This is a genomic window from Galactobacter caseinivorans, from assembly GCF_003640665.1.
Classification (GTDB): domain Bacteria; phylum Actinomycetota; class Actinomycetes; order Actinomycetales; family Micrococcaceae; genus Galactobacter; species Galactobacter caseinivorans.
Window position 1 is genome coordinate 72,271 of record NZ_QQXL01000007.1, and the last position, 24,527, is coordinate 96,797.

Here is a 24,527-nt window from a genome sequence, read left to right on the forward strand (position 1 = left end):
TTGGACGCTGTGGATGCGGTCACGACGGGAGCAATGTTCCCGTTCAGCTTTGTATGAATCCTACAACCGCCGTTCGCCGCCCTCGGGGCACCCGATCGACGGTTGGCTCGAATCAGTCGATGCCACGCGGCAGCGAGGCATCCGCCAGGCGCCCCGCGATCAGTGCGGATTGCAGCACCTGGGCGTCCCTGGGACTGAAGGGATCCCAGCCCGTGGCATCGGTGATCCGGCGCAGGCGGTAGCGCACAGTATTGGCGTGAACGTACAGACCACGCGCCGTTGCCTCCAGCGAATGCCCCTCGCTGAGGTAGCGGGAGAGCGTCTCCGTGAGTGAGGGGCCGGCGGCGAGCAGTGGCCGGTAGACCCGTTTGACCAGCGCGTCGATGGCCTCCGTGTCCCCGCCCATGGCCCGTTCCGGCCACAGGTCATCCGCGGCGACCGGCCGCGGAGCCTCCGGCCAGGCGGGAGCTGCGGCCAGGCCGGCCAACGCCGCGCGGGCGGATCCGGCCAGTTCCTTCAGTGTGGGGACCACGGGCCCCACCACCACGGGTCCGTCCCCAAAGTGCTCCGCGAGGCGGTCGAATTGGTCGGTGCGCGAATCCACGCCACCCAACAGCAGGATCAGGCGGTCGCCCTGGATGCCCACCACGGATTCCCTGGCGCTGCGGACGGAGGAGCGGCGCAGATCCTGCACAAAGGTGCCCGTCACCACGCTGGGGGCAAAGCCGACCACCACACACAGTTCCGTCTGCCTGCGCCAGCCGACGGCGGACAGGCGGGAGCGCAGCGCGTCAGGGGCCTCCCCGCGCAGGACTGCGTCCACCACCAGGGCCTCCAGGCGGGAGTCCCACGCGCCGCGCTTCTCCGCAGCCCGGGCGTAGACCTCCGCTGCGGCGAAGGCCACCTCACGCGAGTACAGCAGCACGGCCTCTCGCAGGGGCACCTGTTCGTCCGGATCGGCGAGCTCCGGCACGCGTTCCTCCACCACACCCACCATGACGCGGATGAGCTGGAGGGCCTTTTGCAAGGAGATGGTCCTGGACAGCTCGGTGGGCGCGTCCCCAAAGACGCCGTCCAGCACCCAGGCGGGGGCGGAGGGGTCCTCATACCAGTCCACGAAGTGCGCTATCCCGTGCTGGGCCACCAGTCCAAGCGCGGAGCGCTGCTCCGGCATCAGGGAGCGGTACCAGGGCAGCGAGGTCTCGAGCTCTCGCAGGGCCAGGGTGGAGAGCGAACCCAGGCCGGCGCGCAGCCGAGCCAGGGTCTTGGGGGTGGAACGCAGGGTCGCTGCGATGCCAACACTCGGGGCGGGGGGAACGGCATCCTGGGGGCTCACGTGCCGAGCCTAGGCGCGGGGCCGGGGCGCTGTCATGTTGGTGCCAGCGCCGCGAAAAGTTTGCCGTCAACGAAGCGAGCCCCGGGACCAGGTGGTCCAGGGGCTCGCGTCCGTGCTCTGGCGTAGCTTAGGCGTCGCCGCCAGCGTTGCCGGTGGTGCCGGCGTTCACGTTGAGCAGGTCATACTTCTTGGCAGCCGCGAGCGGGACCGAGGGGTCCACCTCGCCGCGCTTGGCCAGCATCTGCAGGGCCCGCACCACCACCGACGCGGAGTCGATGTGGAAGTAGCGACGGGCCGCCGCGCGGGTGTCCGCGAAGCCAAAGTCATCCGCACCGAGGGTGGCGAACTCGTTGGGCACAAACTGACGAATCTGGTCCGGGATGGCCTTCATGTAATCCGTCACGGCCACGATCGGCCCGGTGGCGCCGGCCAAAGCCTGCGTCACGAACGGGACCCGCTCGGGGAGCTCGGGGTGCAAGAAGGACTGCTCCTCGGCGTCCAGGCCGTCGCGGCGCAGCTCCGACCAGGAGGTCACGGACCACACATCGGCGGCCACGCCCCACTCCTGTGCAAGCATCTCCTGGGCCTCCATGGCCCACGGCACGGCCACACCGGAGGCCAGGAGCTGCGTGCGCGGCCCGTGATCCAGCGTGGAGGCCTTGGCCTGGTAAATGCCCTTGACGATGCCCTCGACGTCCACCTCGTCCGGCTCCGCCGGCTGGCGGATCGGCTCGTTGTACACGTTGATGTAGTACATGACGTCCGGGCTGGGGTGGGATCCGCCGTACATGCGCTCCAAAGCGTTGCGCATGATGTGGCCCATCTCGTAACCAAACGCCGGGTCGTAGGAGATCACGGCCGGGTTGGTGGAGGCCAACAGCGGGGAGTGCCCATCTGCGTGCTGCAGGCCCTCGCCGGTGAGCGTGGTGCGCCCGGCGGTGGCCCCAATGATGAAGCCGCGCGCCATCTGATCCGCCGCCGCCCAGAAGGCGTCCGCGGTGCGCTGGAACCCGAACATCGAGTAGAAGATGTACACCGGGATCATGGGCTCGCCGTGCGTGGCGTAAGAGGTGGCAACCGCGGTGAACGCCGCCGTCGAGCCGCCCTCATTGATGCCGGTGTGCAAAATCTGGCCCTGCGGGGATTCCTTGTACGCCAGGACCAGCTCGCGGTCCACGGAGAGGTAGTTCTGCCCGTTGGGGTTGTAGATCTTGGCGGTCGGGAAGAGCGAGTCCATGCCAAAGGTGCGCGCCTCATCGGGAATGATCGGCACAATTCGCTTGCCGAATTCCTTGTCACGCATCAGGTCCTTGAGCAGGCGGACAAAGGCCATGGTCGTGGCCGCCTCCTGCTTGCCGGAGCCGCGCTTGGTGCCCGTGTACGCCTTGTCATCTGGCAACTTCACCGGGGTGTGACGGTTGCGGCGCTCGGGGACAAAGCCGCCAAGGGAGTGCCGGCGCGTCATCATGTACTGGATCTCCGGAGCGTCCATTCCCGGGTGGTAGTACGGGGGACGGTAGGGATCCTTCTCCAGCTCCTCATCGGAGATGGGGATGCGCAGGTGATCGCGGAAGGCCTTGAGGTCATCCAGGGTCAGCTTCTTCATCTGGTGGGTCGCGTTGCGGCCCTCGAAGTGGGTGCCAAGGCCGTAGCCCTTCACTGTCTGCGCCAGGATGACCGTGGGCTGGCCCTGGTGCTCGGTCGCTGCCTTGTAGGCGGAGTAGACCTTGCGGTAGTCGTGGCCGCCGCGCTTCAGGTTCCAGATCTCCTGGTCCGTCATGTCCGCGACCATGTCCTTGGTCTCCGGTGACTTCCCGAAGAAGTGCTCACGCACAAAGGCGCCGGACTCGGCCTTGTAGGTCTGGTAGTCACCATCCGGGGTGGAGTTCATGATGTCCACGAGCGCCCCATCGGCGTCCTTGTCCAGCAAGTTGTCCCACTCGCGGCCCCAGACCACCTTGATGACGTTCCATCCGGCTCCGCGGAAGAACGCCTCCAGCTCCTGCATGATCTTGCCGTTGCCGCGCACCGGGCCATCCAGGCGCTGCAGGTTGCAGTTGATCACAAAGTTGAGGTTGTCCAGCTTTTCGTTGGCGGCCAGCTGCAGGAATCCGCGGGACTCCGGCTCGTCCATCTCGCCGTCGCCAAGGAACGCCCAGACCTGCTGCTCGGAGGTGTCCTTGACGCCGCGGTTGTGCACGTAGCGGTTCAGCTGCGCCTGATAGATCGCGTTGGCCGGGCCAAGGCCCATGGACACGGTCGGGAACTGCCAGAACTCCGGCATGAGGCGAGGGTGCGGGTAGGAGGAGAGCGCGTGGCCCTCCTTGGACTTCTCCTGACGGAAGCCGTCCATGTCCTCTTCGGAGAGGCGTCCTTCCATGAAGGCGCGGGCGTACATGCCGGGGGAGGCGTGGCCCTGGAAGAAGATCTGATCGCCGCCGCCGGGGTGATCCTGGCCGCGGAAGAAGTGGTTGAAGCCCACCTCGTAGAGCGTGGAGGCACCGGCGTAGGTGGAGATGTGACCGCCCACCCCAATGCCGGGGGCCTGGGCGCGGTGCACCATGATGGCTGCGTTCCAACGCATCCACTTGCGGTAGGCGCGCTCCACTTCCTCGTTGCCTGGGAACACGGGCTCCTGGTCAACGGGAATGGTGTTCACGTAATCCGTGGTGGTCACCATCGGGACCTGGACGGACTTGGCGCCGGCGCGCTGCAAGAGGGAGCGCATGATGTACTGCGCCCGCTCAGTTCCTTCGCTCTCGATCAGCCCGTCGAAGGATTCGATCCACTCGGCGGTCTCCTCGGGATCCCGATCCGACAGATGGTTGGTCAAACCACTGCGGATGTCGGTGATGTGGGGCTCTTCGTTCGCCACGTCCACTACTCCTCGATCGGCATTCACTGGGGCCCTGGCGCCCCACGGACATCCGTGTGAGCGTTGGGGCATGAGTCACCGCCACTCTATCGCCCCCACTCCAGAGCGCAGATTTGCAGATCATGTGGTCTGACACATCGGCGTGTCGCACCCCTCGGTGTTGAGACGAGGCCGGAAACGGTGTTGTCTGGTGGTAGACATCGCGGCCCACCGTTGGGCCGCGGCTACCGTCTCGAGGAAAGAGGATGACCACCGTGAGCGATGCGATCGCACCGCAGCAGGGCGCAGCCGGCCGTATGGGCCTGAAGGCTGGCGACCTGGTTCAGGAACTCGGCTACGACGAGGACGTGGACTTTGACCTGCGTGACGAGCTCGAAACCGTCACGGGGGAGCCCCTGCTTGATGAGGAGGATCACGAGGTCGCGGACGCGGTGCTGCTGTGGTGGCGTCACGAAGACGGCGACCTGGTGGATGCTCTGGTTGACGCACTCAAGGATCTTGATGAGGGCGGCGTGGTGTGGTTGATGACCCCCAAGCGCGGCGAGGACGGTCACGTCTCCGCGGTGGAGATCCAGGAGGCCGCACCGACGGCCGGCCTGCACTCCACCACCTCTGAGGGCGTCTCTGCCAACTGGCAGGCCGCCCGGCTGGTTCCCCGCAAGAAGAATTGAGCCTGGTGCGCGCCGGTGGCCAGGCCCCGGCGTTTGCGCTGAGCAACCAACACGCCGAGATCGTCCGCAGGGACGATCTCCTTGGCGCGCCCGCGCTCTTGGTCTTTTTCCCGTTGGTGCTCACCCCGGTGTGTGAGGGGGAACTGGAGGCGCTCGTGGCGCGCCAGCCGGCCTGGGACGCCTGGGGGGCGCGCGTCGTCGGGCTCTCGGTTGATCACCGCTACTCGCTGCGGGACGCGGCGGACCGGCTTGGCGTGGGCTTTGACCTGCTGAGCGACTTTTGGCCGCACGGGGACGTGGCGCGGGCCTTTGGTTGCTTTGATCACGAGCGCGGGCACGCCACGCGCCAGAGCTTTGTGCTCGACGCCGCGGGGAGGGTTGCGCGCGTCATCTCCAGTTCGCGGGAGCAACCGCGGGACGCCGAGGACTACGAGGCGGCGCTGCGCGCCTTGACCGAGTAAGGCGCGGGGGGGCCTCCACCGCGCGGGCGGGGACCAGGGCGGCGAACACTGCAACAGAAAAGGTGGACCTGACTGGACCCAAACCGAACGAAGTACGTCGTCTTGAACTGCTGAGTTCCGCGTGGGAGCAGGCGAAGCGGGGTGTCGTGACCGAGTCATCCGAGGCGACCGAGCTCGATCCTCGGGTGGTGTCGAACCCAATGAGACGTACCCGAACACCACTGACGGACCCGGAAGTGGACGCTATCCGAACCGCACGTGCGGAAGGCGAGAGCGTCATGTCGATCGTCAAGCGATTCAAGGTGCAGCGGATGACCGCGTGGGAGAAGACCGCGCCGGTCCCGAGGCGGCCCGGCTCGGATGCTCGTCGTAGATCGTTAGCGAGGCTGCCAGTACTCGTGGCCGGAGGGTGGAGTTACGTTTGGTGAGATCAGCCCTCGCTGGCGTCCCCTTCCTCTTGCAAGTCCGTCGCTAAGTCGACCATCACATCTAATTCGGAGTCCTCCTGCTTGTACCTGTGAATCTCTTCTTCCTCTCGCGCCAGACGATCGCGTTCGCGTTGCGCGCGTTGCCGCTCCAGGTACTCGTCCCAGTGCTTTAGCGTCTGCCTCAAGACATCGAAACGCTGGGCTTGCACCGCCTCCGGCTGCTGCTCTCGTGACACTGCAAAGGCAAGCTCCGCACCGAGCAGCATCGACTGCTCCACAAAACGTCCGGTGCTGTCCGAACCGCTACGCGGTGCCAGCGGCTGGTAATCCAACAGCGCATCCATGACGGCAACGAGGCGGCTTCGCGCCTCGTCATCTCGCACGCGCCACGCTGTCATGCGAAGCTGCTCTTCTAGCTCGTTGTCCCACTTGCGGTCGAAGTAGCCGTCGAAATCCGTGTCGCCATCCTCGCCGAACCTCTCTACATAGCGCCGTCCCTGGAGGAACAGCTCGGCGATTTCAGTGCCGATTGCGGCGTCCGCCTCGCGCGCCTGTGTTTCTTCGCGTGCCTTCGCAGCTTCATCCTCGCGAAGAATGCGCTTCTCCTCCCGCTCGTCATCAGCTTTACGCCGAAGCCGCTCCGATCCCGCGGTGAGGATTCCGGTAAGCAGTACACCGAGAAGAGCCGCACTGGTCGTCATACCTGCGGTGATGATCGTCGTCCACTGATCCACGCTGGGATCGTGGCGGGACCGCAGTGGTCCACTGCGCTCTCGCGCCTGCACCGATTCTGTCGAGCTTCGACAAGTTCATCCCCGACGAAACGGGCCTACGCACTCGGTCGCGTGTCTGGGGCTCAGAGACAGTGCCTGTTTCGATCTTCTGAGCCGCCACGCCTCTTGCAAGTCGAGGAAAATGCATCTTCTGACTGACGACGCCAGACTGAGCATCAGGCTCCGAATCGGCCCTCACGAAGCCGCTGCGTGACGATTTCATCTGGAACTCCAAGCGCGGCAGCGAACCAGCAGCGGATCAGGATCAGGCCCTCCCGTGCCCGCGTCCAAGCCTCGCGTCCTTCCGTCAGATCGTTGTCGGCATGTTTCACTCCCTTGTAGGCAGTGTTGAAGGCACTGCACCAGGAGTCAGGGTCGCCGCCCTTGCCGACAACCGCGTTTGGCGCATATCCCAGAAAGTCAAAAACGTGCTGGAGGAGGGTCTCATACGTTCCCGATACTTTTTTTCCGGGATTGGCTTTTTCGGCGACGGCGTAGCCCAAGGCTTCAAGCGCCACCGCAACTTGGAGAAGCCGGGATTCCACCGGAAGGGTGCGATGGAAGAGGGCGCTCATTGCGATCCAGGTGGGTCGGGACCAGTACGAATACTCAGATAACCAGTTCGAAACAAGATCCGCATCGGCTTCATCAAGGAAGAAGAGAGGCGCGTCATTATCGTTCAACTGATATTCAGGTTCGACAGCCCGCCCGAAAGATGGCTGGTACGCATCTCGCCAGAAGCGACGATCATCTGTCGGAAGCTGTTCCTGGTCATCTTCCCGCATTACTGAGATCAGGCGCGATTCGCAAGGCTTGCCATACACCAGGCACATGAGGTCCTGCATCATTCGGTGCGTCTGCTGGTGCGTCTGCCAGCTTTCAAGCTCCGAGCTACGGGTGCGCACCAACAGAGCCGTTGAGATCGTGAAGACGCCACCCTTCGGAGTGGGGTTGTGACTGTACGAAGTTTCCAGTTGCAGGTCGAGCGGACCCCCTAGTGGCAACGATTTCAAGTTCTTCGCCACAATCGAGACGCCCTCGATGCGCTTACCCTTCTCCCCGAGCATCAACTCCGTTGACACCGGAACCCGCTTCGCCCACTTAGCCAATCCGTCGATCTCCGAGGTCATCCCGTTTACCCCGTCGTAGTCAACCTCGTGCGCGCCAGTGTGGATCGCACGACTGTAGCGAAGGCGCTCCAAAGAGTGCCCAAGAGACGAAACGGATGCGCCGGAGGTGTAGCCCTCGGAAAGAGTGAGCCATCCATCACCATCCCGCATGATGAGTGGATCTGGGATTTCTCGACCGTCGTCGTTGAGCCGGAAGGCATCAACGAAACCCAGGGCTCGTGGCCAGCTCACAAGGATGCCCCTGGCGTCGAGCTCGGCAACAACTACTTCGTCGGAATCCTCGCCGCCTGAGCGTGTGTGCGCGATCCTAACGACGCCGGATTCCAGCTTCGTCGCCATCTACCCCACCGCCGATCTCCCATTGGACGCCATATTCTAACCGCCGTGCGGTTACGAGAGCAATTCTCTCTGATGTTGGGAGCGCAGCACCATCGCGACCGCCGTGGACTGTTGTCAGATCGCGCTAAACCTCGTCTGCAAGAGGCGTGGTGAATCTTGGAGGTCTCCGGAAGATGCCAGATGCGTGGGTCTGACCTGAACGGGCACTTTGGCGGGGCTTGGTCGCATCGAGCCGCGCAACCAGGGGCATTTGCAGACGGTATTGCCTAGAGGTGTGCCGCCGTACGGGCAAGGCAGGCGACGGATGGGGATCTGCTCTGTGGTGGCCAGGCGATGACGGTCGTGACGACTAGTGCGTCCGGCACGCGCACGACGGCATGATCCCCGCGTAGCTGTGCTGGGAGCGACTCATGAGTGCGCAGGCCCGTCCGAGCGCGATCAGCTGGGTCAGCTGGGCATGGTCGCGAACCTTCGGGCCGGGGCCGTCGGGGTAGCTTCCATCCGGACGGGGAGCGCGGTAAGGGCAGGTCTGTCAGGGCATTGACGTCGGCAATCGACAAATGGGGCCGGTCGGCGAGAAGGTGCCCGAGAGGCTGGACCCAGAACTGCTGTTCCGCGTGTAGGTCCTCGGTGTCGAATCCGGCCGTCGTGTCGTAGGGCCGATGGAGCAGAGCAACGTCCGCACTCCCGTTGCGCAGCAAACTCTCCGGCTGGCCTGGCCCGCAAAGCATCACCTCGACGGCCACGGCGCTCGGCGGCGTCGACCGCTTCGAGGGCGAGCAGGGCCCCCCGCAGAAGCACTAATCCGGCCGCGGTTAGGGAGATCGCGCGGCTGGTGCGGTGTAGCAGGGCGACTCCGAGCCGCCGTTCGAGTCGCTGGATGGCTCGAGATAGTGGACGTTGCGCCATGGTGAGCCGTTGCGCCGCCCGTCCGAAGTGCAACTCTTCTGCAACGGCGACGAAGTAGCGCAGCACCCGAGTCTCCACAAACTCGTCGTATCCGGTGTTGACCACGATCAATACCCGTGCGGTATCGCCGCTGACCCGATCAGTCTTGGACGCCACACCCGAAATTGCAGCAAGATCGACATTGTGAATGAACAGAAGATTGCGCTGGTGACCGGCGCGAACAAGGGAATCGGATACGAGATAGCCGCTGGCCTGGACGCGCTTGGCTGGTGAATCGGTGTGGGCGCGCGAGATCAACGGCGCCGCGACACCGCGGTGGAGAAGCTGCGCGCGGCCGGAATCGATGCGTTCGGGATGCCGCTCGACGTGACCGACGACGCAAGTGTGGTCGCGCCCGCTGAATTGATAGCCGACCAGGCCGGAGGCCTCGATGTTCTGGTCAACAACGCCGCGATCACCGGCTGCATGCCGCAGACACCGACCACGCTCGACCCCACGACCGTGCGAGCCGTCGTGGAAACCAACGTGAATGGCGTCATCGGGGTCACCAACGCCATGCTGCCGATGCTGCGAGCCTCGGCCTCGCCACGAATCCTGAATATGTCCAGCAGCGTCGGCTCGCTCGCACTGCACACCACACCCGGCATCGAGATGGGTCCGGTTCCCGCCGGCTACTTGGCCTCGAAGACCTTCCACAACGCGATCACTATCCAATGTGCCAAGGAACTGGGCGATCCCAACATCCTGATCAACCGCGGCTGTCCCGGTCTCACCGAGACCGACCTCAGCGGCTTCAGTGGCCCCCGCACGCCGCGACAGGGTGCGGCCATCGCGATTCACCTCGCGACCCTGTTCGACGACGGTCCGACCGGCGGATTCTTCAACGACGCCGGAACGGTGCTCTGGTGACGGACACGCCGATGACCAAGGCAGTCAGATACGACCAGTTCGGAGGAATCGAGGTCCTGCGGAATCCTTACTACATCGGCCAAGTCCTCTACAAGGGAGCCGTGCATCCCGGTGCGCATGAGCCGCTGGCCGACATCGAGACCTGGCAACAGGTGCAGGCGCTTTTGGATTCGCGGGGTACCGCGTCGGAGCAGCGCCGCAAGCACGACCACCACCTCAAAGGCTCGCTGTTCTGCGGAAGCTGCGGGTCACGGAGGCAACTGGACTTCCCGAACAACAAGCAAGGCGTCCGCTACGCCTACTCCGGCAGAGCCAGCCGCCGCATCAACTGCACTGCCGCGCCGTCCCGGTCGGCGTCGCCGAACAGCTCGTCACCGACTGCTACCAGCAGATCGGCATCACTGAAGCGAACTTCACCGCCCTCGTGGCGCAGGTCGAGGCCGCATTCGACGAACGCCTGGCGTCCCAGTCGAGCGAGTTGGCCGAGCCGAGCGCCAACAGGAAACGCCTCGAACCCGAGAGCGACAAGCTCCTCGCCGCGCACTTCGCCGACGCCATCGACCTCGACACCCTCAAACGCCACCAAGACCGCATCGGCCTCGCCGACATCGACCGCCGCCTCACCAACGAGCACGGCCAGTACGAAGGCTCACGCGCGTACCTGGGCACAGCCCTCAGCCTGCTCGTGGACTGCGCGGCTATGTATCAGTGGGTCGACGACCACGGCAAATGCCTCGCCAACCAGACCTTCACCAAAGGCATCGAGATTACCGAGGACTACGAGGCGGCGCTGCGCGCCTTGACCGAGTAAGGCGCGGGGGCCTCCACCGCGCGGGCGGGGACCAGTGCGGCGAACACCGCAACAGAAAGGGTGGGTCCTAGCGGGCTCGAACCGCTGACCACTTCGGTGTAAACGAAGTGCTCTACCAACTGAGCTAAAGACCCCCGGCACCGTCAGGCGCCGAGGGTCAATGCTACCCGGGATTCCGGGGCGGCGCGGACAGCCGCGGCTCGTTGCGCGTCGCGTTTAGATCCACATCGCGGGGTCGATGTACTCTGCGGGGTCCACGGCCGGCTTGCGTTCCGCCTCGCCGCGGGGGCGGTTCTTGGCGGGCATGCCGGTGATGATGGAGTTGGCCGGTGCGTCCTTGACCACCACGGCGTTGGCACCCACGGCGGAGTCATCGCCAATGAAGATGGGCCCAAGCACCTTGGCGCCGGCGCCGACCGTGACCCGGTTGCCCAGGGTGGGGTGGCGCTTGACCTTGGCCAGCGAACGCCCGCCAAGGGTCACCCCGTGGTACAGCATCACGTCGTCGCCAATCTCCGCCGTCTCACCGATGACCACGCCCATGCCGTGGTCAATGAAGAAGCGGCGTCCAATCGTGGCACCAGGATGGATCTCGATGCCGGTCATGAAGCGCGCGAATTGGGACACCAAACGGGCCGGGAAACGCAACAGGGGAGAGGCATTCCAGAGCCGGTTGGCCACCCGGTGCGCCCAGATGGCATGCAGGCCGGCGTAGGCCAAGCCAATCTCGAGGTCACTGCGGGCCGCCGGATCATGTTCCCGGGCGGCCCGCAGGTCCTCCTTGAGACGTGAGGTGAAGCTCACGGAACTCCTTTGGAAGGGGTGCAGCTGAGGTCTCAGCCGCGAATGTCCTCGTACAGGACCGTGGAGATGTAGCGCTCACCAAAGTCGGGAACCACGGCCACAATGAGCTTACCCTCGGCCTCGGGGCGGGCCGCGATCTCCAACGCTGCCCAGACGGCCGCACCGGAGGAGATGCCGCCCAGGATGCCCTCCTCGGTGCCCAGCGCGCGGGCCACGCGCACAGAGTCGCCAATGCTCGCGTCCAGGACCTCGTCGTACACCGTGCGGTCCAGCACCTCGGGAACAAAGTTGGCGCCCAGGCCCTGAATCTTGTGCGGGCCGGCCTTGCCGCCGTTGAGCAGCGGGGAATCCGCCGGCTCCACGGCCACGATCTGAATGTCCGGGTTCTTTTCCTTCAGGTACCCGCCGGCGCCCGTGATGGTGCCGCCGGTGCCCACTCCGGCCACGAAGTAGTCCACCTTGCCCTCGGTGTCCTCCCAGACCTCGGGGCCCGTGGTAGCGCGGTGCACGGCCGGGTTGGCTTCATTGGCAAACTGGCGCGCCCAAATGGCGTTCTCAGACTCGGCCACAATCTGCTGCGCCCGCTCCACCGCGCCGCGCATCCCGTCCGCGCCCGGCGTCAGCACAATCTGTGCGCCATAGGCGCGCAGCATGACACGGCGCTCGGAGGACATGGTCTCTGGCATGGTCAGGATCACCTTGTAGCCGCGAGCCGCTCCCACCATGGCCAGGGCGATGCCGGTGTTGCCGGAGGTGCCCTCCACGATGGTGCCGCCCGGACGCAGCTGCCCGGAAGCCTCTGCGGCGTCAACGATGGCCACGCCGATGCGGTCCTTCACAGAGTTGGCCGGGTTGTAAAACTCCAGCTTCACGGCGACGTTGCCCGGCAGGTCCTGATCAAGACGGCTGAGGCGCACCAGCGGAGTGCGGCCCACGACCTGAGTGACGTTGTCGTAAAGGGGCATGACGATCCTTCCAAGAGGGGCAGGGACGCATCGGGGCGGCGTGCACCGCGATACTGCTGTGATCTCAGGTTAGTGGGGCGTGCTTCGAGATCAGGCCGGGACCTGCCACGAAGCGAAATATTTGCGGGCCTTGGCCATCTTGGGGTTGATGATCACCTGGCAGTAGCCGGCATCCGGGTGCTTGGCGTAAAAGTCCTGGTGCTCCGGCTCCGCCACGGTCCAGTCGGCCAGGGGCTCAATCGTGGTCACGATGGGCGCGTCCCAGTTGGCCTGGTTGCGCTCAATGGCGGCCTTCATGCTGTCCACCTGCTCCTCGGAGCGGGGGAATAACGCCGAACGGTACTGGGAGCCGACGTCGTACCCCTGGCGGTTCAGCGTGGTGGGGTCATGCATCACAAAGAACATGTCAAGCAAGATGTCCTCGCTGATGACGGCCGGGTCAAACACCAACGCGACTGCCTCGGCGTGACCGGTGCCTCCCGCGGAGACCGAGTCGTAGTTGGGGTGCTCCACGTGCCCGCCGGTGTATCCGGACTCGACGTGCAACACACCGCGCACGGTGCGGTACCAGGCATCGAGACACCAGAAGCATCCGCCCGCAACTACCAGGATCTGAGGGTCGGTGGGCGTCTCAGGCTGCTCCTGGACGCCGGGGAAAGTGGTGGGGATCTGTGCATTCACAGTGTCAATAACGCCGGCCAGGCTCATCCTGTTCCCGGCGCGCACCACACCTGGGTACGGTGAGGACATGCAGAAGCCTCCCCAGGATCAGGTGCCAACGCTCCAACAGGTGTGGGACAGCGTGGAAGAGCTCTGGCCCGCCGCCCTCGCGGAGTCGTGGGACGCCGTCGGGCCCGTCACCGGGCGCCCCGAACGCGAGGTGCGCCGCATCCTTTTTGCCGTGGATCCCACGGAGGCGGTGGTGGAGGACGCGGTGGAGCAGGGCACGGACCTCTTGATCACCCACCATCCCCTGCTCCTGCGCGGCGTCAATGCGGTGGCGGCGGATGGCTTCAAGGGCCGGGTGGTTCACCGCCTCATCGAGTCCGGCTGCGCCCTGCTGACCGCCCACACCAACGGCGATTCGGCGATCGGGGGCGTCTCAGACGTGCTGATCCGCTCCCTGGGTGTGGAGGACGCTGAGCCCTTGACGGCCGCGGCAGATGGCCTGCCTGGCGAGGGCCTTGGCCGTGTGGGAGACCTGCCTAGGTCCATGTCCCTGGCCGAGTTTTCCGAGCGGGTGTTTACCCTGCTGCCCTCGGTAGCCGGGGGAGTGCGCGTGGCGGGGGATCCGGATGGTTTGGTCCGCCGCATTGCGGTGTGCGGCGGCGCAGGGGATTCGCTCTTCGACGAGGTGCGGGCCTCTGGCGCTGACGTTTACGTCACGGCAGATCTGCGCCACCACCCCGCCAGTGAGGCCCGCGAGGCGGCCCAGGGCGGGCACCCGTACCTGGTGGACGTGTCCCACTTCGCGTCCGAATGGCTGTGGCTGGGGGATGCGGCAGGGGCGTTGCACCGCTCGCTCGCGGACCAGGGCTTCTCGCCGGAGGTCGCCGTGAGCGGTGTCAATACCGACCCGTGGGACTTTATCCTCGTACCGTAATTCCGGTTCTACCTACCTCGGTAACACCTTTCTTGGAGGCATCATGACTACAGCAGCACCCGCCGATCAGCGCCGCCTCTTGGATGTGCAGGCGCAAGAATCGCGTTTGCGCGCGCTGAGTCGGCACAAGCTCGAGGCACAAAAGGACCCGGAACTCGCTGCCTCGGCTGCGGTCGTGGCGCAGCGCACCAGCGAAGAGCACGACGCCGCGGCGTTGCGTGCCGAGGCGGACGCGGCTGTCGCGGCGCTCACGGCCCAGTCCGTGCAGGTGCAGGCGCGCATGAAAAAGGACGAGGCCCAACTCATCAGCGGCCAGTCAGGCGCCAACACCCTGCAAGGCTTGCAGCGCGAGATCGAGGCGCTCACCCTGAAGCAGACAGAGCTGGATGACCTGGAGATGGAGGCCATGGAGACGGCGGAATCCGCGGCTGCGGCCCACGCTGCAGCCAGCGCGGCCACAGCGGCCGCCACGGAGGCACAGGAAGCGGTGCAGGCCAGGGTGCTGGCCAAGGTCGCGGAACTCGACGCCGAGCTGGAGCAGGTCCGCGGCCAGCGAGCGGCCGCCGCGGACGGCATTCCCGCGGATCTCCTGGCCCTCTTCGAGACCACATTGGCCAAGCGCGGCGCAGGGGTGGCCCGGCTCTTCCACGGCACCTCTGAGGGCTCCGGCCTGGCCCTGGCCGCGGGAGACCTGGCGGAGATCAAGCGGGCTCCGGCGGACCTGGTGGTGTTCTGCCCGGATTCCGGCGTGATTCTGGTGCGGGACCCGGAGTGGAACTAGGGCCCAGCCTGCACCACCTGGAGATCTGGGTTCCCCGACCGCCGCAAACGGGCGACACGTGGGACCGGCTCCTGGCGGCCCTTGGCTGCGCCATGACGCAGGAGTGGCAGGGCGGGCGCCGCTACGAGCTTGGCGCCGGATACCTGGTGCTTGAGTCCGGACCCGATGTGCGCGGTGCGCGCCATGAGCGGCAGGCGCCGGGGGTGAACCATGTGGCGCTGGAACTGAGCACACGCGCTCACGTGGATCGCGTCGTCGAGCAACTACCGGAGCTGGGCTGGGAGCTGCTCTTCAGCGATGCCCACCCCTGGGCCGGCGGCCCAAACTACTACGCGGCGTATCTGGAGAACGCGGACGGCTACGAGGTGGAGCTGGTCGCGAAGGAGTGATCCTCCGGGAGCACGATGATCAGCCGGGCGGGCTTGTTCTTGCTGGCCGGGACCAATTCCGTGGTGGGCCACACCGTTTGCGCGCTCGAGAGCAGCTCGGTTGCCGAGCGCGGTCCGGGCCCGCGCAGACCCAGGAGATGGCGCACCAGCTGGCCGCGGGTGTGCTTGGCGAAGTGGGACACCACCTTGCGGGTGCCTCCACGTTCCTGCACCACGTCCACGGCAACCGTGGACTCGGCCGGTGCCTTATAGGCGGCCGCATACGTGGAGGAGCGGCAGTCGATCACCAACTGGCCAGCCGCGCGCTGATCCAGTGCTTCCTTGAGCCGGGGCCGCCACCAGCCGGCCAACTTGCCCACGCCTGGCAGGTCAACGCCCATGGACAGGCGATACGCGGGGATGGGATCGCCGAAGCCCACCGCGCCCCACAGACCGGACATCACCACCACGCTCTGGGCGGCCTTGCGCCGCTGGGTGGGGGTGAGGCTGCCAAAGCCCAGCGCGTCGTAAAGCACCCCGGAGTAAATGGAGTGGGCTGGGGCCACAGCCGCCTGATGCAGATCAACGTTGGCGCGGACCTCCGGTTCAAGGGACGCGCCGACGGCGAGGCTCGTCATGGCGTCCGGCTGGGCGGAGACCTCGGAGAGCGCGCGCATGATGTGTTCGCGGTGCTGGGCCAACTCAGGGAAAGTCAGGGACTCGAGGTCCACAGGGGAGCCCGCCTGGGGACGCGTTTTGCCCTCAGAGGGCGGCAAAAGGATCAGCACGCCCCCAGCCTAAGTGGGGCGGCGCAGGCGTCACGAATCGGAACATTCCGGGCCAACCTTTCCCCAGATTATCGCTATATCTGGTCAAGTGCGCGCGAAATCTGGTGAAATACCCCTGTGACTCCCACTCCTTCCCTTTCTACTCCGGGCTCCTCGCTGTCCCGACGCGGCCTCCTGCTCGGCGCGGGGGGAGGCGCGGCGCTGGCCCTGAGCGGGTGCGTCGCAACCCCTGGCCCCGGCACCAAGGACGCCCCAGGCACCCAGCCCGCGTCCACGCCGTCCAGCGCAGCGGACGTTGTCCCGCCGCCGGATCCCAACAAGGCGCCCCTGCGCCTGCTCGTGTACGGCGACTCCATCACCCGCGGCGGGCAGAGCGACCTGGTGGTGGGCAAGGCGCCCACCACGTCATGGCTTGGACACCTGGGCTCCGGCATGCGCTGGGTGGGCGGGGCCGCCCGAAACGGTGCCACCGCGGCGGAACTCACGGCCATGCGGGTTGGCACTCCGACCTCTGACCTCTCGGTGTACTTCTTTGGCACCAATGATCTGCTCAAGAAAAGCTCCGTCCCCACCATGCTCAAGCAGATTCGCACCTTCCAATACTCGCTCCCGGCAGAGACTCGGCCGCGCGCCGCGACCCTGGTGGCGGTGGGGCCCATGAACGGCATCCTGACCGGTGCCCGCCTGCTGGCATGGAACCAAGAGCTGTTCCAGGCGGCATCGGATGTGGGGTGGGGCTGGATTGATCCGTGGCCCACTCTGCGACTGGCGACCAGCGGGGACAACTACGGCAAGTGGGCCCGCACCGATCAGCGCGTGGACAATCTGCACCCCAGTGCCGCCGGGGCAGCGGACCTTGGCGCCGGGATGACCGCGGCGATCCTCCGCCTGGCCCAGACGCGCAAGCTGCCCCTCCCCGCGATGGCGGCGATGGCACAGCCCGACGACGCGGCGGCGGTAGGATAGAGCGCGGATGGGTCGACTGGACGATCGCGTGCCGCGCAAGCGGCCCGAGGAAAGTCCGGGCTCCACAGAACAGGGTGGTGGGTAACGCCCACTCGGGGTAACCCGCAGGCTAGTGCCACAGAAATGAGACCGCCTGCCTCAGGGCAGGTCAGGGTGAAACGGTGGTGTAAGAGACCACCAGCGTCCCGGGTGACCGGGACGGCTAGGTAAACCCCACCTGGAGCAAGGCCAGACAGGCGCTGATTGAGGGCTGTTCGCCCGAGGCGCTGGGTAGGCCGCTTGAGGCCATCGGCAACGGTGGCCCTAGATAGATGATCGTCTCTCGCGCCGGGTGACCGCGCGCGAAGCCAGAACCCGGCTCACAGGTCGGCCCATCCCTTTTTCTCCCCGTGGTGCCCCGCGCCGCCGGCACGGACCCCCACACACGCCGTCGGGCACTCCGCTCGGTGACAGACCTCACCACCGCCTGCACGTCCGTGCGGGCCGCGGCACGTAAGATGGTCAGCGGTGCGTCGCGAAGGAGCCTCGCCTCCCAAACCGACGTGCACCCGCGGTGTGCAATGGGGCCACCGTGGATCATGCGGCCGTAACCGGCCCACGGATTTTCCAGGGAGACGTAGTGACCCAGCAGACCGAAGAAGCCCTCGCTGAGTGGAGCGCCCGCGAGGGCATGGCCGAGACCATGATCCCGCTGATCGGCCGTCTGTACCGCAACAACAATGTGGTGACCTCGATCTACGGTCGCAAGCTCATTAACAAGTCCGCCGTGGACATCCTGAAGGCCCACCGCGTGGTCCGCCACATCGATGGCGTGGAGATGGAACCCGCAGACTCGCTTGCCCTCATCGAGGCACTGAACACCCTTGATCTTGGCGCGGTCTCTGTGGACCTGGCCCGGCTGAACAAGAAGGCCAAGGCCGCCGGTGGCGACCTGACCGAGTTCCTGAAGACCGAGCTGGGGGAGGCCGTGGGCCAGAGCGGCGCCACCGCAGCAGAGCCTCGCGACATTGTCCTTTACGGCTTTGGTCGCATCGGCCGCCTGCTGGCCCGCATCCTCATTGAGCGCGGTGGCTACGGCCTGCGCCTGCGCGCCATCGTGGTCCGCAAGGGCTCCGAGGATGACCTGCTCAAGCGCGCCTCGCTGCTGCGCCGCGACTCCGTGCACGGCCCCTTCGACGGCTCCATCGTCGTGGATGAGAAGTACAACACCATCCAGGCCAACGGAACCCTGATCCAGGTCATCTACTCCAATGACCCCACCACCGTGGACTACACCTCCTACGGCATCAACGACGCCATTGTGGTGGATAACACGGGCCGCTGGCGCGATGCCGATGGCCTGGGCCAGCACCTCACCGCCAAGGGTGTCTCCCGCGTGCTGCTCACGGCGCCGGGCAAGGGCGAGCTCAAGAACATTGTGCACGGCGTGAACCACTCCGACATTGCGGAGGCGGACCGCATCGTGACCGCAGCCTCTTGCACCACCAACGCCATCACCCCCGTGCTCAAGGCGCTCAACGATGAGTACGGCGTGCAGGTGGGCCACGTGGAGACCGTGCACTCCTTCACTAATGATCAGAACCTGATCGATAACTTCCACAAGGGTGAGCGCCGAGGCCGCTCCGCCGTGCTGAACATGGTGCTCACGGAGACCGGCGCGGCCAAGGCCGTGGCCAAGGCCCTCCCGGAGCTGCAGGGCAAGCTCACGGGCAACGCCATCCGCGTCCCCACCCCGGACGTCTCCATGGCCATCCTGAACCTGACCCTGGACAAGGCCACGTCTGTGGAGGAGCTGAACACCTTCCTGCGCAACGTGTCCCTGACGAGCGAGCTGCACCGCCAGGTGGACTACATCGATTCCCCCGAGGTGGTCTCCACCGACTTCGTGGGATCCCGCCGGGCAGGCATCGTTGACGGCCGCGCCACGATCGTCTCCGCGGACGGCCACCACGTGGTCGTGTACGTCTGGTACGACAACGAGTTTGGTTACTCCTGCCAGGTGGTGCGCGTCATGGAGACCATGGCGGGGACCCACCCGGTTGCGGTTCCTGCCGTGCGCTGAGCTTCACTGATCTAACAAAGATCCCCTCGACGCCCGGTGGCGTCGAGGGGATCTTTGTTTGTTGCGTGGGTGTGGGCCACGCTCCTGGGGCTCAGTGGCCGAACGGATCGGCGTCCACGCCAGGCATCCAGGTATGACCGGGCCGGTTCAGGCCCTCCTTCTTCTGCGTCTTCTTCCAGCGCTTGGTCCACTTGGGATCCAGCATGTCCACGTAGAGCTTGCCGTCCAAGTGGCTGTACTCGTGCTGCATGATGCGTGCGAACCAATCGTGGGCTTCAAAGTCCACCTCGTTGCCGTCCAGATCCAGGCCCTGCACACGCGCGTAGTCGGCGCGTTGCAGCGGGAAATCAAGGGACGGGACGGAGAGGCAGCCCTCGGAATGTTCGTCCGGATCCGGAGCCGCCCCGGAGATCTTGGAGAGCGTGAGACGCGGGTTGATCAGGACGCCGCTGGTAGGGGCCTCATCCTCGTGGTCCTCGTAGCGGAACGTGAAGATGCGCAGGCCCACGCCCACCTGCGGGGCGGCGAGGCCCACGCCGTTGGCGACGTCCATGGTCTCCATCATGTCCGCCACGAGCGTGCGCACCTCGTCGTCGATGGTGGTGACCTCCGCGGCACGCTGGTGCAGCACGGGTTCGCCGTAGGTGACGATGGGGCGGACGGTCACGATCACTCCTGGGGGTTCGGTGGTGCTGATCAGCGCCCGCTGTGGCCGGGCTCGGCCGGGCTGGCGCCGATCTGCTCAGGCGCCAGAGGCACCGCACTAGCTTAGCGGTAGGTCCACGTGGGGGAGGGCAACGGAGTCCGGATCCGCCGGTAGGTTGGGAAGCGTAGTGACGCCGACCACCACCCACCCCATCCCACAAGGAGATCCGCATGGCAAGCAAAAGTGAGAAGGACACGGACGGGTTCTCCGCTCAGGAGCGTGAGGCCATGAAGGAGAGGGCCGCAGAGCTCAAGGCACAGGCCCGCCGATCCCGCGAAGCCGACAAAGCGGCGGCGGACGCGGCGGATGTGAAGGCCAAGCTGGAGCAGATGCCGGACGAGGACAGGCGGCTGGCAGAACGGGTCCATGCGCTGGTGCTGGAGGCGGCGCCGGCGCTTGCTCCGAAGCTTTACTACGGCCAGCCCGGCTACGCGCTGGAGGGCAAGGTGGTGTGCTTCTTCCGCAGCGGGCAGATGGACAAGGAGCGCTATTCCACCTTCGGTTTCAGCGCCAAGGCCGCGCTGGATGACTCAAGTGGCCTGTGGGGCACGTCCTACGCGCTGTTGGAGCCAAGCGACGCCGCGCTGGCCGCACTGGCGGAGCTAGTGAAGCAAGCGGTGGGTTGATTCATCGGTGACACGAAGAAGGCCGGCTCCCGAGGGAACCGGCCTTCTTGCTTGGGGTGAGTAACGGGGCTTGAACCCGCGACCTTCTGGACCACAACCAGACGCTCTACCAGCTGAGCTATACCCACCATCGTCAGGACAAAGCCCTGAAGATGTTGCCCGGCTTGCGCCCCGGCAACAGGAATAAGCTTACACGATCTTTGCCGTGGTCCTGACCATGGGGTGCCCCCGTGAGGCCCCCGTCACAGCTCAGTCGCGCGGAATCTGAGCGGCGATGCTCTCCGCCTCCGTGGCGTCGGGGCCGGGCCCCGCCACCATGACCGCGCTGCGGTAGTAGCGCAGCTCCACGATGGAGTCCTGGATGTCGCCAAGGGCACGGTGGTTCCCGGTCTTGGCGGGTGCGTTGCGATAGGCCTTGGGGTACCAGCGCCGGGAGAGCTCCTTGATGGAGGACACGTCGATGATGCGGTAATGCAGGTGCTCAATCACGGCGGGCATGTCCCGCTCCAAGAAGTTCTTGTCGTTGCCCACCGAGTTACCGGCCAGCAGCGCCTTGCCCTTCTGGGGTACGTAGCCCTTGATGTACTCCAGCACCTGCGCCGTGGCCGCCTCCATGGTGAGGCCATGAGGAAGCTCCTCCAGCAGCCCGGAGGTGACGTGCATGTTCCGCACAAAGTCATTCATCTGCTCCAGGGACGCCGGCTCCGGCTTGATCACCACGTCCAGGCCGGGGCCAAGGGTGTTGAGTTCGGCGTCCGTGATGATCACGGCCACCTCAATCAGGGCGTCCTTGGACAGGTCAAGACCCGTCATCTCGCAGTCAATCCAGACCAGGGCATCGTTAGTAGAAGTCACCTCGTCAGGTTACCGCCACGGGCGCGAACCTGGGCGGAGCCGCTCTCCCCAGCATGGCTTTCCCCCCAACACTCAGGCATGCCCGCAGGCACCTCCAAGGCTCCACAAGGCCCCGATGCTAGGCTGTCGCGAGTTCTGTGCGGCCGTGTGAAAGGGACGCTAACCATGAGTGACGCGGCACCCGCGACTCAGGCCGTTGGATCGGCCCTCCGGCCCCACCTTGGCACCCTCCTGTTTGGTTTTGTTGGGTCCATTTTGGTGCTCTGCGGATCCTTTGGCGTGGGTTGGCTTGCCCCCAGCTCACCCGTGAACCGCTGGAAGTGGCTCATCCCCTGGCGCACGGAGCTGCCCGGCCTCATCACCGTCACGGTCCTGTTAACGCTGGGTTGTTGGATGCTGGTCGCGGCCTGGTTGCGGTTGGGTCGCGAGCTGAAGCCGTGGACCGGCTCCATCAAGCCAACGGTCACGGCCATGGTGCTCTGGACCCTGCCCATGATGATTGCCCTTCCCATCTTTAGCCGGGATGTCTTTGCCTACATAGGCCAGGGACGCATTGTCTTGGCCGGCGGGAACCCCTACGAGCAGTCCATTTCCTCCATCAACAACTGGCTGCAGCTCGGCGCAGATGCGTATTGGGCGGATTCACAAACGGCTTACGGCCCGCTTTTCTATTGGATGGCTGCCGCCATCGTTCACTTCACCGGCACCAATACGGAGGCGGGGGTCTTTGCCTTCCGCCTGCTGGCGTGGGCCGGCATGGCGCTGGTGCTGGTCTTTCTGCCCAAGCTCGCCGCGCTTCACGGGGTCAACCCGCAGCGCGCCGTGTGGATCACCGCGGCAAGCCCCCTCTTCCTGCTCTCTTTCATCGCCAGCGCGCACAACGACGCGCTCATGGTCGGACTGGCCGTCGCTGCCACCTACTTCGCTGCTCGGCGCTGGGGCGTGCTCGCGGTCTTCCTCTTGGTGCTCTCCATCGGCATCAAACCCATCACCATCGTGATGCTCCCCTTCCTTGGCCTGCTCTGGGCCGGGCAGGGCTCCTCGTGGCCGCGGCGCATCCGCTACTGGGTGTATTCGGCAGCCTTGGCATTGGGCATGCTCGCGATCATGGGTCTGCCGGGCGGCTTCGGCTTTGGCTGGGTCAAGGCCACGCTGACCTCCGGCGGCGGGTACATGGTCAATTACGCACCACTTGGCCTGCTCGTCCTCTTCTTTGCCGGCGTCCTGACCGTGCTGCAGCTTGACTCGGCCTGGGTGTTGCCCGCCGTCCAAATGCTGGGCCGCTTGGTCGCTGTCGTGGTGATTGTGTACCTGCTCTTCCGCGGTAGCTACAGCCGCCTGGTCCAACGCATGCTGATCGGTTTCACAGCGTTGGTGGTGCTCTCACCCGTGATTCACCCGTGGTACCTGTTGTGGCTCCTGCCCTTCTTCGCCGCGACCGGGATTCGCGATGACTGGCAAAGCCTCTGGGTGGTCGTCACCGTCGGTTTCTTTGTTGCGCTTGGATGTTCTGACCAGCTCTTCGTGTGGCAGTTCGTGGCCGACTACAAGGCGATTCTTCAGGTCATCTCCGTCTGCGTCTCCATCGGCTGCGCGGCCCTCCTGGTCCTGGCGGCCAAGCCAACCAAGGCCTCTATCCAGGCGCTCTTGCCCCGCAAGCGGCCCTTTGCCAGGCGCCGCGAGGCCAAGCGGTGACCCGCGCCAGCGCGCATCCGCCCGCCAACGCCGTCGAGCGGTTGCGCAGGGCGCTGATGCGCCTGCCGCGCCCGCTGGTGTACGGCACGACGCCGCGCGGTGCCCTGATCTGTGGCGTGCTGGCCTCGGTGCTTGGCACCATCGCCTCGTGGGGCGTGGGGTTCATGCCAAGCGCGCAGGGTTCCATCTTCGCCACGGCCGGTGTGTTGCGCCCGCTGCGCGTCAATGACATCGGCCTGTTCGTGTGCGCCGTTGTCCTGGTGCTCAGCGCCATCGCGCTCATGTGGGCCTGGACTCAAATGGGCCGCTACATCAGGGGCGCCGGCGGCCTGAAACTTGCCACCCGCGCGGTGCTGATCTGGTCTGCCCCGTGGCTTGTCTCCTTCCCGGTGATGAGCCGCGACGTCTTCTCCTACGCCGCGCAGGGCAGGCTCCTGATGCTGGGTCAGGACCCGTACCACGACGTGGTGGGGCAGATGCCCGGCTGGTTGGCGCAGGGCTCGGACGGGCTGTGGGCGCAGTCCTCCTCGCCATACGGCCCTCTCTTCTTGCTGATCGCAGAGGGCGTCACGGCCATCTCGGCGTGGCGGCCAGAGATCTACGTGGTCCTCTTCCGGCTCCTGGCATGCGCCGGAGTCCTGCTCTGCCTTGTCACCCTTCCGCGCCTGGCCCGCTCCCACGGCACGGACGCCGGCTGGGCCGTGTGGATTGTGTTGGCGAACCCGCTCTTCATCTATTCCATGGTCGCCAGCGCCCACAACGACTCCATCATGGTGGGCCTGATGCTCGCCGGATTCACTGCGGCGCTGCACAAAAAACGCGCCTCAGCCATCCTGTTAGTCGCGGCCGCCATCGCCATTAAACCCATCATGGTGATTGCCCTTCCCGCCGTGGGTCTTGCCCTGGTGGGGACCAACGCCACCTGGCGCGCCCGCTTTCTAGCGTGGGGCGTGACCGGGGTGGTGGTCGGCGGCGTGCTGGCCGTGCTCGGCGGGATGACCGGGCTCTGGTTTGGGTGGATTGGCGCCATGATGGACCAGGGCGGAGCGGCGTTCCCGTTTGCCCCTTACGGACTGTTGGGCCTTGGCTTGGGCGCCCTGGTTGCGCTCGTGGCCGGACCCGCCGCCGGGTCAGCCGTGCAGTCCGTGGTCTATTCACTTGGCAAGGTGGTGGCCATTGGCGCCGCTTTCTGGCTTGCGCTGCGCCATCCACGCACCTCCCCGGTGTGGCAGACGGGCTGCGTGCTCCTGCTCGCCGTGATCATGAACCCGGTGATCCAGCCGTGGTACCTGTTCTGGGTGCTGCCCTTCTTTGCCGCCTGGCGCGCTTGGCACGGGCCGTGGGAGCAGATCCTGCTGGCCGGCTCGGCCTTCCTGGCCTTCTACTGCCTGGTGGATCAGCTCTCCCTGCCGGAATGGGTCAACGTCACCGTCATCAAGCTCACCGCCCTGGCGATCGGCGGGCTGGCCTGGGTCTTCCTCTTCATCCTTGCCCCCTCGCAACGGGCCATGTTCCACCGCTTTAGCCTGAAGGCGCTGTGGCGGGGCCCCACGGAGTCGGAGAGCATCGCCCTGCGCCCGCTGGTGGCCCAACCCGCCGACGCGCGGAGCACGCCCCGCAGCCCGGCGTCCTGAATCCGGCGGCGCCATGACATCGCGTCCGCTGC

At 65.8% G+C, this 24,527-nt stretch carries 23 protein-coding genes, 2 tRNA genes, 1 other RNA gene and 1 pseudogene; 13 read left to right on the plus strand and 14 right to left on the minus strand.

The genetic code is table 11. The features are described from left to right. Nucleotides 1-112: 112 nt before the first annotated feature. Together DWQ67_RS11535 and aceE are read right to left on the minus strand one after the other, a co-directional pair. Entirely contained in the window at nucleotides 113-1,336 is a 1,224-nt protein-coding gene (locus DWQ67_RS11535) for a PucR family transcriptional regulator (protein WP_407645814.1), read from the minus strand. Between the two features lie 127 nt (nucleotides 1,337-1,463). Beyond that, complete coding sequence (aceE, locus tag DWQ67_RS11540) at nucleotides 1,464-4,283, minus strand: pyruvate dehydrogenase (acetyl-transferring), homodimeric type (protein WP_121485772.1); 2,820 nt, start codon at nucleotides 4,281-4,283, stop codon at nucleotides 1,464-1,466. A gap of 173 nt (nucleotides 4,284-4,456) precedes the next feature. Between aceE and DWQ67_RS11545 the strand changes: the two genes are divergently transcribed. Together DWQ67_RS11545 and DWQ67_RS11550 are read left to right on the plus strand one after the other, a co-directional pair. After that, nucleotides 4,457-4,882 (plus strand): DUF3052 domain-containing protein, encoded by a 426-nt coding sequence (locus tag DWQ67_RS11545; RefSeq protein ID WP_121485773.1) that lies wholly within the window; start codon nucleotides 4,457-4,459, stop codon nucleotides 4,880-4,882. 5 nt (nucleotides 4,883-4,887) lie between these two features. Continuing rightward, nucleotides 4,888-5,343 (plus strand): redoxin domain-containing protein, encoded by a 456-nt coding sequence (locus DWQ67_RS11550; protein WP_233556077.1) that lies wholly within the window; start codon nucleotides 4,888-4,890, stop codon nucleotides 5,341-5,343. A gap of 430 nt (nucleotides 5,344-5,773) precedes the next feature. Here the strand turns inward: DWQ67_RS11550 and DWQ67_RS11555 are convergent, their stop codons facing one another. The 4 genes and pseudogenes from DWQ67_RS11555 to DWQ67_RS14360 form a co-directional block, all read right to left on the minus strand. Next, complete coding sequence (locus tag DWQ67_RS11555; protein ID WP_121485775.1) at nucleotides 5,774-6,505, minus strand: hypothetical protein; 732 nt, start codon at nucleotides 6,503-6,505, stop codon at nucleotides 5,774-5,776. 215 nt (nucleotides 6,506-6,720) lie between these two features. Then, nucleotides 6,721-8,013: an ApeA N-terminal domain 1-containing protein gene (locus tag DWQ67_RS11560; protein WP_121485776.1), complete on the minus strand. Its 1,293-nt coding sequence runs from the start codon at nucleotides 8,011-8,013 to the stop codon at nucleotides 6,721-6,723. A 266-nt stretch (nucleotides 8,014-8,279) separates the two neighbouring features. Further along, the gene (locus DWQ67_RS14355) at nucleotides 8,280-8,744 is read right to left on the minus strand and encodes a type 2 periplasmic-binding domain-containing protein (protein ID WP_407645819.1); all 465 of its coding nucleotides are present in this window, start codon (nucleotides 8,742-8,744) and stop codon (nucleotides 8,280-8,282) included. A gap of 133 nt (nucleotides 8,745-8,877) precedes the next feature. After that, nucleotides 8,878-9,078, minus strand: a pseudogene (locus DWQ67_RS14360) (LysR family transcriptional regulator); the annotation flags it as partial. A gap of 123 nt (nucleotides 9,079-9,201) precedes the next feature. On the opposite strand from DWQ67_RS14360, the gene DWQ67_RS11570 reads away from it, so the two are divergent. Next, nucleotides 9,202-9,831 carry an SDR family NAD(P)-dependent oxidoreductase gene (locus DWQ67_RS11570; RefSeq protein ID WP_267899656.1) on the plus strand — a complete coding sequence of 210 codons (630 nt, stop codon included), beginning with the start codon at nucleotides 9,202-9,204 and terminating at the stop codon, nucleotides 9,829-9,831. Between the two features lie 424 nt (nucleotides 9,832-10,255). Further along, entirely contained in the window at nucleotides 10,256-10,642 is a 387-nt protein-coding gene (locus DWQ67_RS11575) for a hypothetical protein (RefSeq protein WP_121485777.1), read from the plus strand. Between the two features lie 61 nt (nucleotides 10,643-10,703). Here DWQ67_RS11575 and DWQ67_RS11580 read toward each other — a convergent pair. From DWQ67_RS11580 to msrA, 4 genes are all read right to left on the minus strand, one after another. After that, nucleotides 10,704-10,776: transfer RNA gene (locus tag DWQ67_RS11580), tRNA-Val, on the minus strand. 82 nt (nucleotides 10,777-10,858) lie between these two features. Further along, complete coding sequence (gene epsC, locus DWQ67_RS11585; protein ID WP_121485778.1) at nucleotides 10,859-11,446, minus strand: serine O-acetyltransferase EpsC; 588 nt, start codon at nucleotides 11,444-11,446, stop codon at nucleotides 10,859-10,861. A 32-nt stretch (nucleotides 11,447-11,478) separates the two neighbouring features. Continuing rightward, nucleotides 11,479-12,411, minus strand: coding sequence for a cysteine synthase A (gene cysK / locus DWQ67_RS11590; RefSeq protein ID WP_121485779.1), 933 nt, complete (start codon nucleotides 12,409-12,411; stop codon nucleotides 11,479-11,481). A gap of 90 nt (nucleotides 12,412-12,501) precedes the next feature. Next, nucleotides 12,502-13,161, minus strand: coding sequence for a peptide-methionine (S)-S-oxide reductase MsrA (gene msrA, locus DWQ67_RS11595; RefSeq protein ID WP_233556071.1), 660 nt, complete (start codon nucleotides 13,159-13,161; stop codon nucleotides 12,502-12,504). On the opposite strand from msrA, the gene DWQ67_RS11600 reads away from it, so the two are divergent. The 3 genes from DWQ67_RS11600 to DWQ67_RS11610 are packed head-to-tail and all read left to right on the plus strand — an operon-like array spanning nucleotide 13,160 to nucleotide 15,184. Further along, the gene (locus tag DWQ67_RS11600) at nucleotides 13,160-14,014 is read left to right on the plus strand and encodes a Nif3-like dinuclear metal center hexameric protein (protein WP_121485780.1); all 855 of its coding nucleotides are present in this window, start codon (nucleotides 13,160-13,162) and stop codon (nucleotides 14,012-14,014) included. The two genes, msrA and DWQ67_RS11600, sit on opposite strands and share 2 nt — an antisense overlap. Before the next feature lie 43 nt (nucleotides 14,015-14,057). Continuing rightward, the gene (locus DWQ67_RS11605) at nucleotides 14,058-14,795 is read left to right on the plus strand and encodes a zinc ribbon domain-containing protein (RefSeq protein ID WP_121485781.1); all 738 of its coding nucleotides are present in this window, start codon (nucleotides 14,058-14,060) and stop codon (nucleotides 14,793-14,795) included. Continuing rightward, a complete protein-coding gene (locus DWQ67_RS11610) occupies nucleotides 14,786-15,184 on the plus strand; it encodes a VOC family protein (RefSeq protein ID WP_121485782.1) in 399 nt (132 codons plus the stop codon). The genes DWQ67_RS11605 and DWQ67_RS11610 overlap by 10 nt, the downstream gene beginning before the upstream one ends. On the opposite strand, the gene DWQ67_RS11615 is transcribed toward DWQ67_RS11610, so the two are convergent. Continuing rightward, nucleotides 15,154-15,951 carry a YaaA family protein gene (locus DWQ67_RS11615; RefSeq protein ID WP_121485783.1) on the minus strand — a complete coding sequence of 266 codons (798 nt, stop codon included), beginning with the start codon at nucleotides 15,949-15,951 and terminating at the stop codon, nucleotides 15,154-15,156. The genes DWQ67_RS11610 and DWQ67_RS11615 overlap by 31 nt on opposite strands. Nucleotides 15,952-16,068: 117 nt before the next feature. On the opposite strand from DWQ67_RS11615, the gene DWQ67_RS11620 reads away from it, so the two are divergent. From DWQ67_RS11620 to DWQ67_RS11630, 3 genes are all read left to right on the plus strand, one after another. Continuing rightward, the gene (locus DWQ67_RS11620; RefSeq protein WP_121485784.1) at nucleotides 16,069-16,917 is read left to right on the plus strand and encodes an SGNH/GDSL hydrolase family protein; all 849 of its coding nucleotides are present in this window, start codon (nucleotides 16,069-16,071) and stop codon (nucleotides 16,915-16,917) included. A gap of 8 nt (nucleotides 16,918-16,925) precedes the next feature. Further along, an RNA gene (gene rnpB, locus DWQ67_RS11625) (RNase P RNA component class A) lies at nucleotides 16,926-17,295 on the plus strand. 241 nt (nucleotides 17,296-17,536) lie between these two features. Then, entirely contained in the window at nucleotides 17,537-18,979 is a 1,443-nt protein-coding gene (locus DWQ67_RS11630) for a glyceraldehyde-3-phosphate dehydrogenase (RefSeq protein WP_121485785.1), read from the plus strand. Between the two features lie 91 nt (nucleotides 18,980-19,070). Here DWQ67_RS11630 and def read toward each other — a convergent pair whose 3' ends face one another. Then, nucleotides 19,071-19,646 (minus strand): peptide deformylase, encoded by a 576-nt coding sequence (def, locus tag DWQ67_RS11635; protein ID WP_121485786.1) that lies wholly within the window; start codon nucleotides 19,644-19,646, stop codon nucleotides 19,071-19,073. A 209-nt stretch (nucleotides 19,647-19,855) separates the two neighbouring features. Here def and DWQ67_RS11640 point away from each other — a divergent pair, with 209 nt between their 5' ends. Beyond that, on the plus strand, nucleotides 19,856-20,311 hold the full coding sequence (locus tag DWQ67_RS11640) for a DUF1801 domain-containing protein (protein ID WP_121485787.1): 456 nt from the start codon (nucleotides 19,856-19,858) through the stop codon (nucleotides 20,309-20,311). Nucleotides 20,312-20,363: 52 nt separating this feature from the next. On the opposite strand, the gene DWQ67_RS11645 is transcribed toward DWQ67_RS11640, so the two are convergent. Together DWQ67_RS11645 and orn are read right to left on the minus strand one after the other, a co-directional pair. After that, nucleotides 20,364-20,439: transfer RNA gene (locus DWQ67_RS11645), tRNA-His, on the minus strand. A gap of 121 nt (nucleotides 20,440-20,560) precedes the next feature. After that, nucleotides 20,561-21,166: an oligoribonuclease gene (gene orn / locus DWQ67_RS11650; RefSeq protein ID WP_121485788.1), complete on the minus strand. Its 606-nt coding sequence runs from the start codon at nucleotides 21,164-21,166 to the stop codon at nucleotides 20,561-20,563. A 165-nt stretch (nucleotides 21,167-21,331) separates the two neighbouring features. Between orn and mptB (DWQ67_RS11655) the strand changes: the two genes are divergently transcribed. Next, entirely contained in the window at nucleotides 21,332-22,861 is a 1,530-nt protein-coding gene (gene mptB / locus DWQ67_RS11655) for a polyprenol phosphomannose-dependent alpha 1,6 mannosyltransferase MptB (protein WP_121485789.1), read from the plus strand. Beyond that, nucleotides 22,858-24,495 (plus strand): polyprenol phosphomannose-dependent alpha 1,6 mannosyltransferase MptB, encoded by a 1,638-nt coding sequence (gene mptB, locus DWQ67_RS11660; RefSeq protein WP_121485790.1) that lies wholly within the window; start codon nucleotides 22,858-22,860, stop codon nucleotides 24,493-24,495. Before mptB (DWQ67_RS11655) ends, mptB (DWQ67_RS11660) begins: the two co-directional genes overlap by 4 nt. Nucleotides 24,496-24,527 lie beyond the last annotated feature (32 nt).

Bases quoted from the DNA above. Each gene is read 5' to 3' on its own strand.
- DWQ67_RS11560 (WP_121485776.1), bottom strand. From the start codon at position 8,013: ATGGCGACGAAGCTGGAATCCGGCGTCGTTAGGATCGCGCACACACGC.
- mptB (WP_121485789.1), top strand. From the start codon at position 21,332: ATGAGTGACGCGGCACCCGCGACTCAGGCCGTTGGATCGGCCCTCCGG.
- DWQ67_RS11545 (WP_121485773.1), top strand. From the start codon at position 4,457: ATGACCACCGTGAGCGATGCGATCGCACCGCAGCAGGGCGCAGCCGGC.
- DWQ67_RS11600 (WP_121485780.1), top strand. From the start codon at position 13,160: ATGCAGAAGCCTCCCCAGGATCAGGTGCCAACGCTCCAACAGGTGTGG.
- cysK (WP_121485779.1), bottom strand. From the start codon at position 12,411: ATGCCCCTTTACGACAACGTCACTCAGGTCGTGGGCCGCACTCCGCTG.
- DWQ67_RS14355 (WP_407645819.1), bottom strand. From the start codon at position 8,744: ATGCTTTGCGGGCCAGGCCAGCCGGAGAGTTTGCTGCGCAACGGGAGT.
- aceE (WP_121485772.1), bottom strand. From the start codon at position 4,283: ATGCCCCAACGCTCACACGGATGTCCGTGGGGCGCCAGGGCCCCAGTG.
- DWQ67_RS11605 (WP_121485781.1), top strand. From the start codon at position 14,058: ATGACTACAGCAGCACCCGCCGATCAGCGCCGCCTCTTGGATGTGCAG.
- DWQ67_RS11640 (WP_121485787.1), top strand. From the start codon at position 19,856: ATGGCAAGCAAAAGTGAGAAGGACACGGACGGGTTCTCCGCTCAGGAG.
- msrA (WP_233556071.1), bottom strand. From the start codon at position 13,161: ATGTCCTCACCGTACCCAGGTGTGGTGCGCGCCGGGAACAGGATGAGC.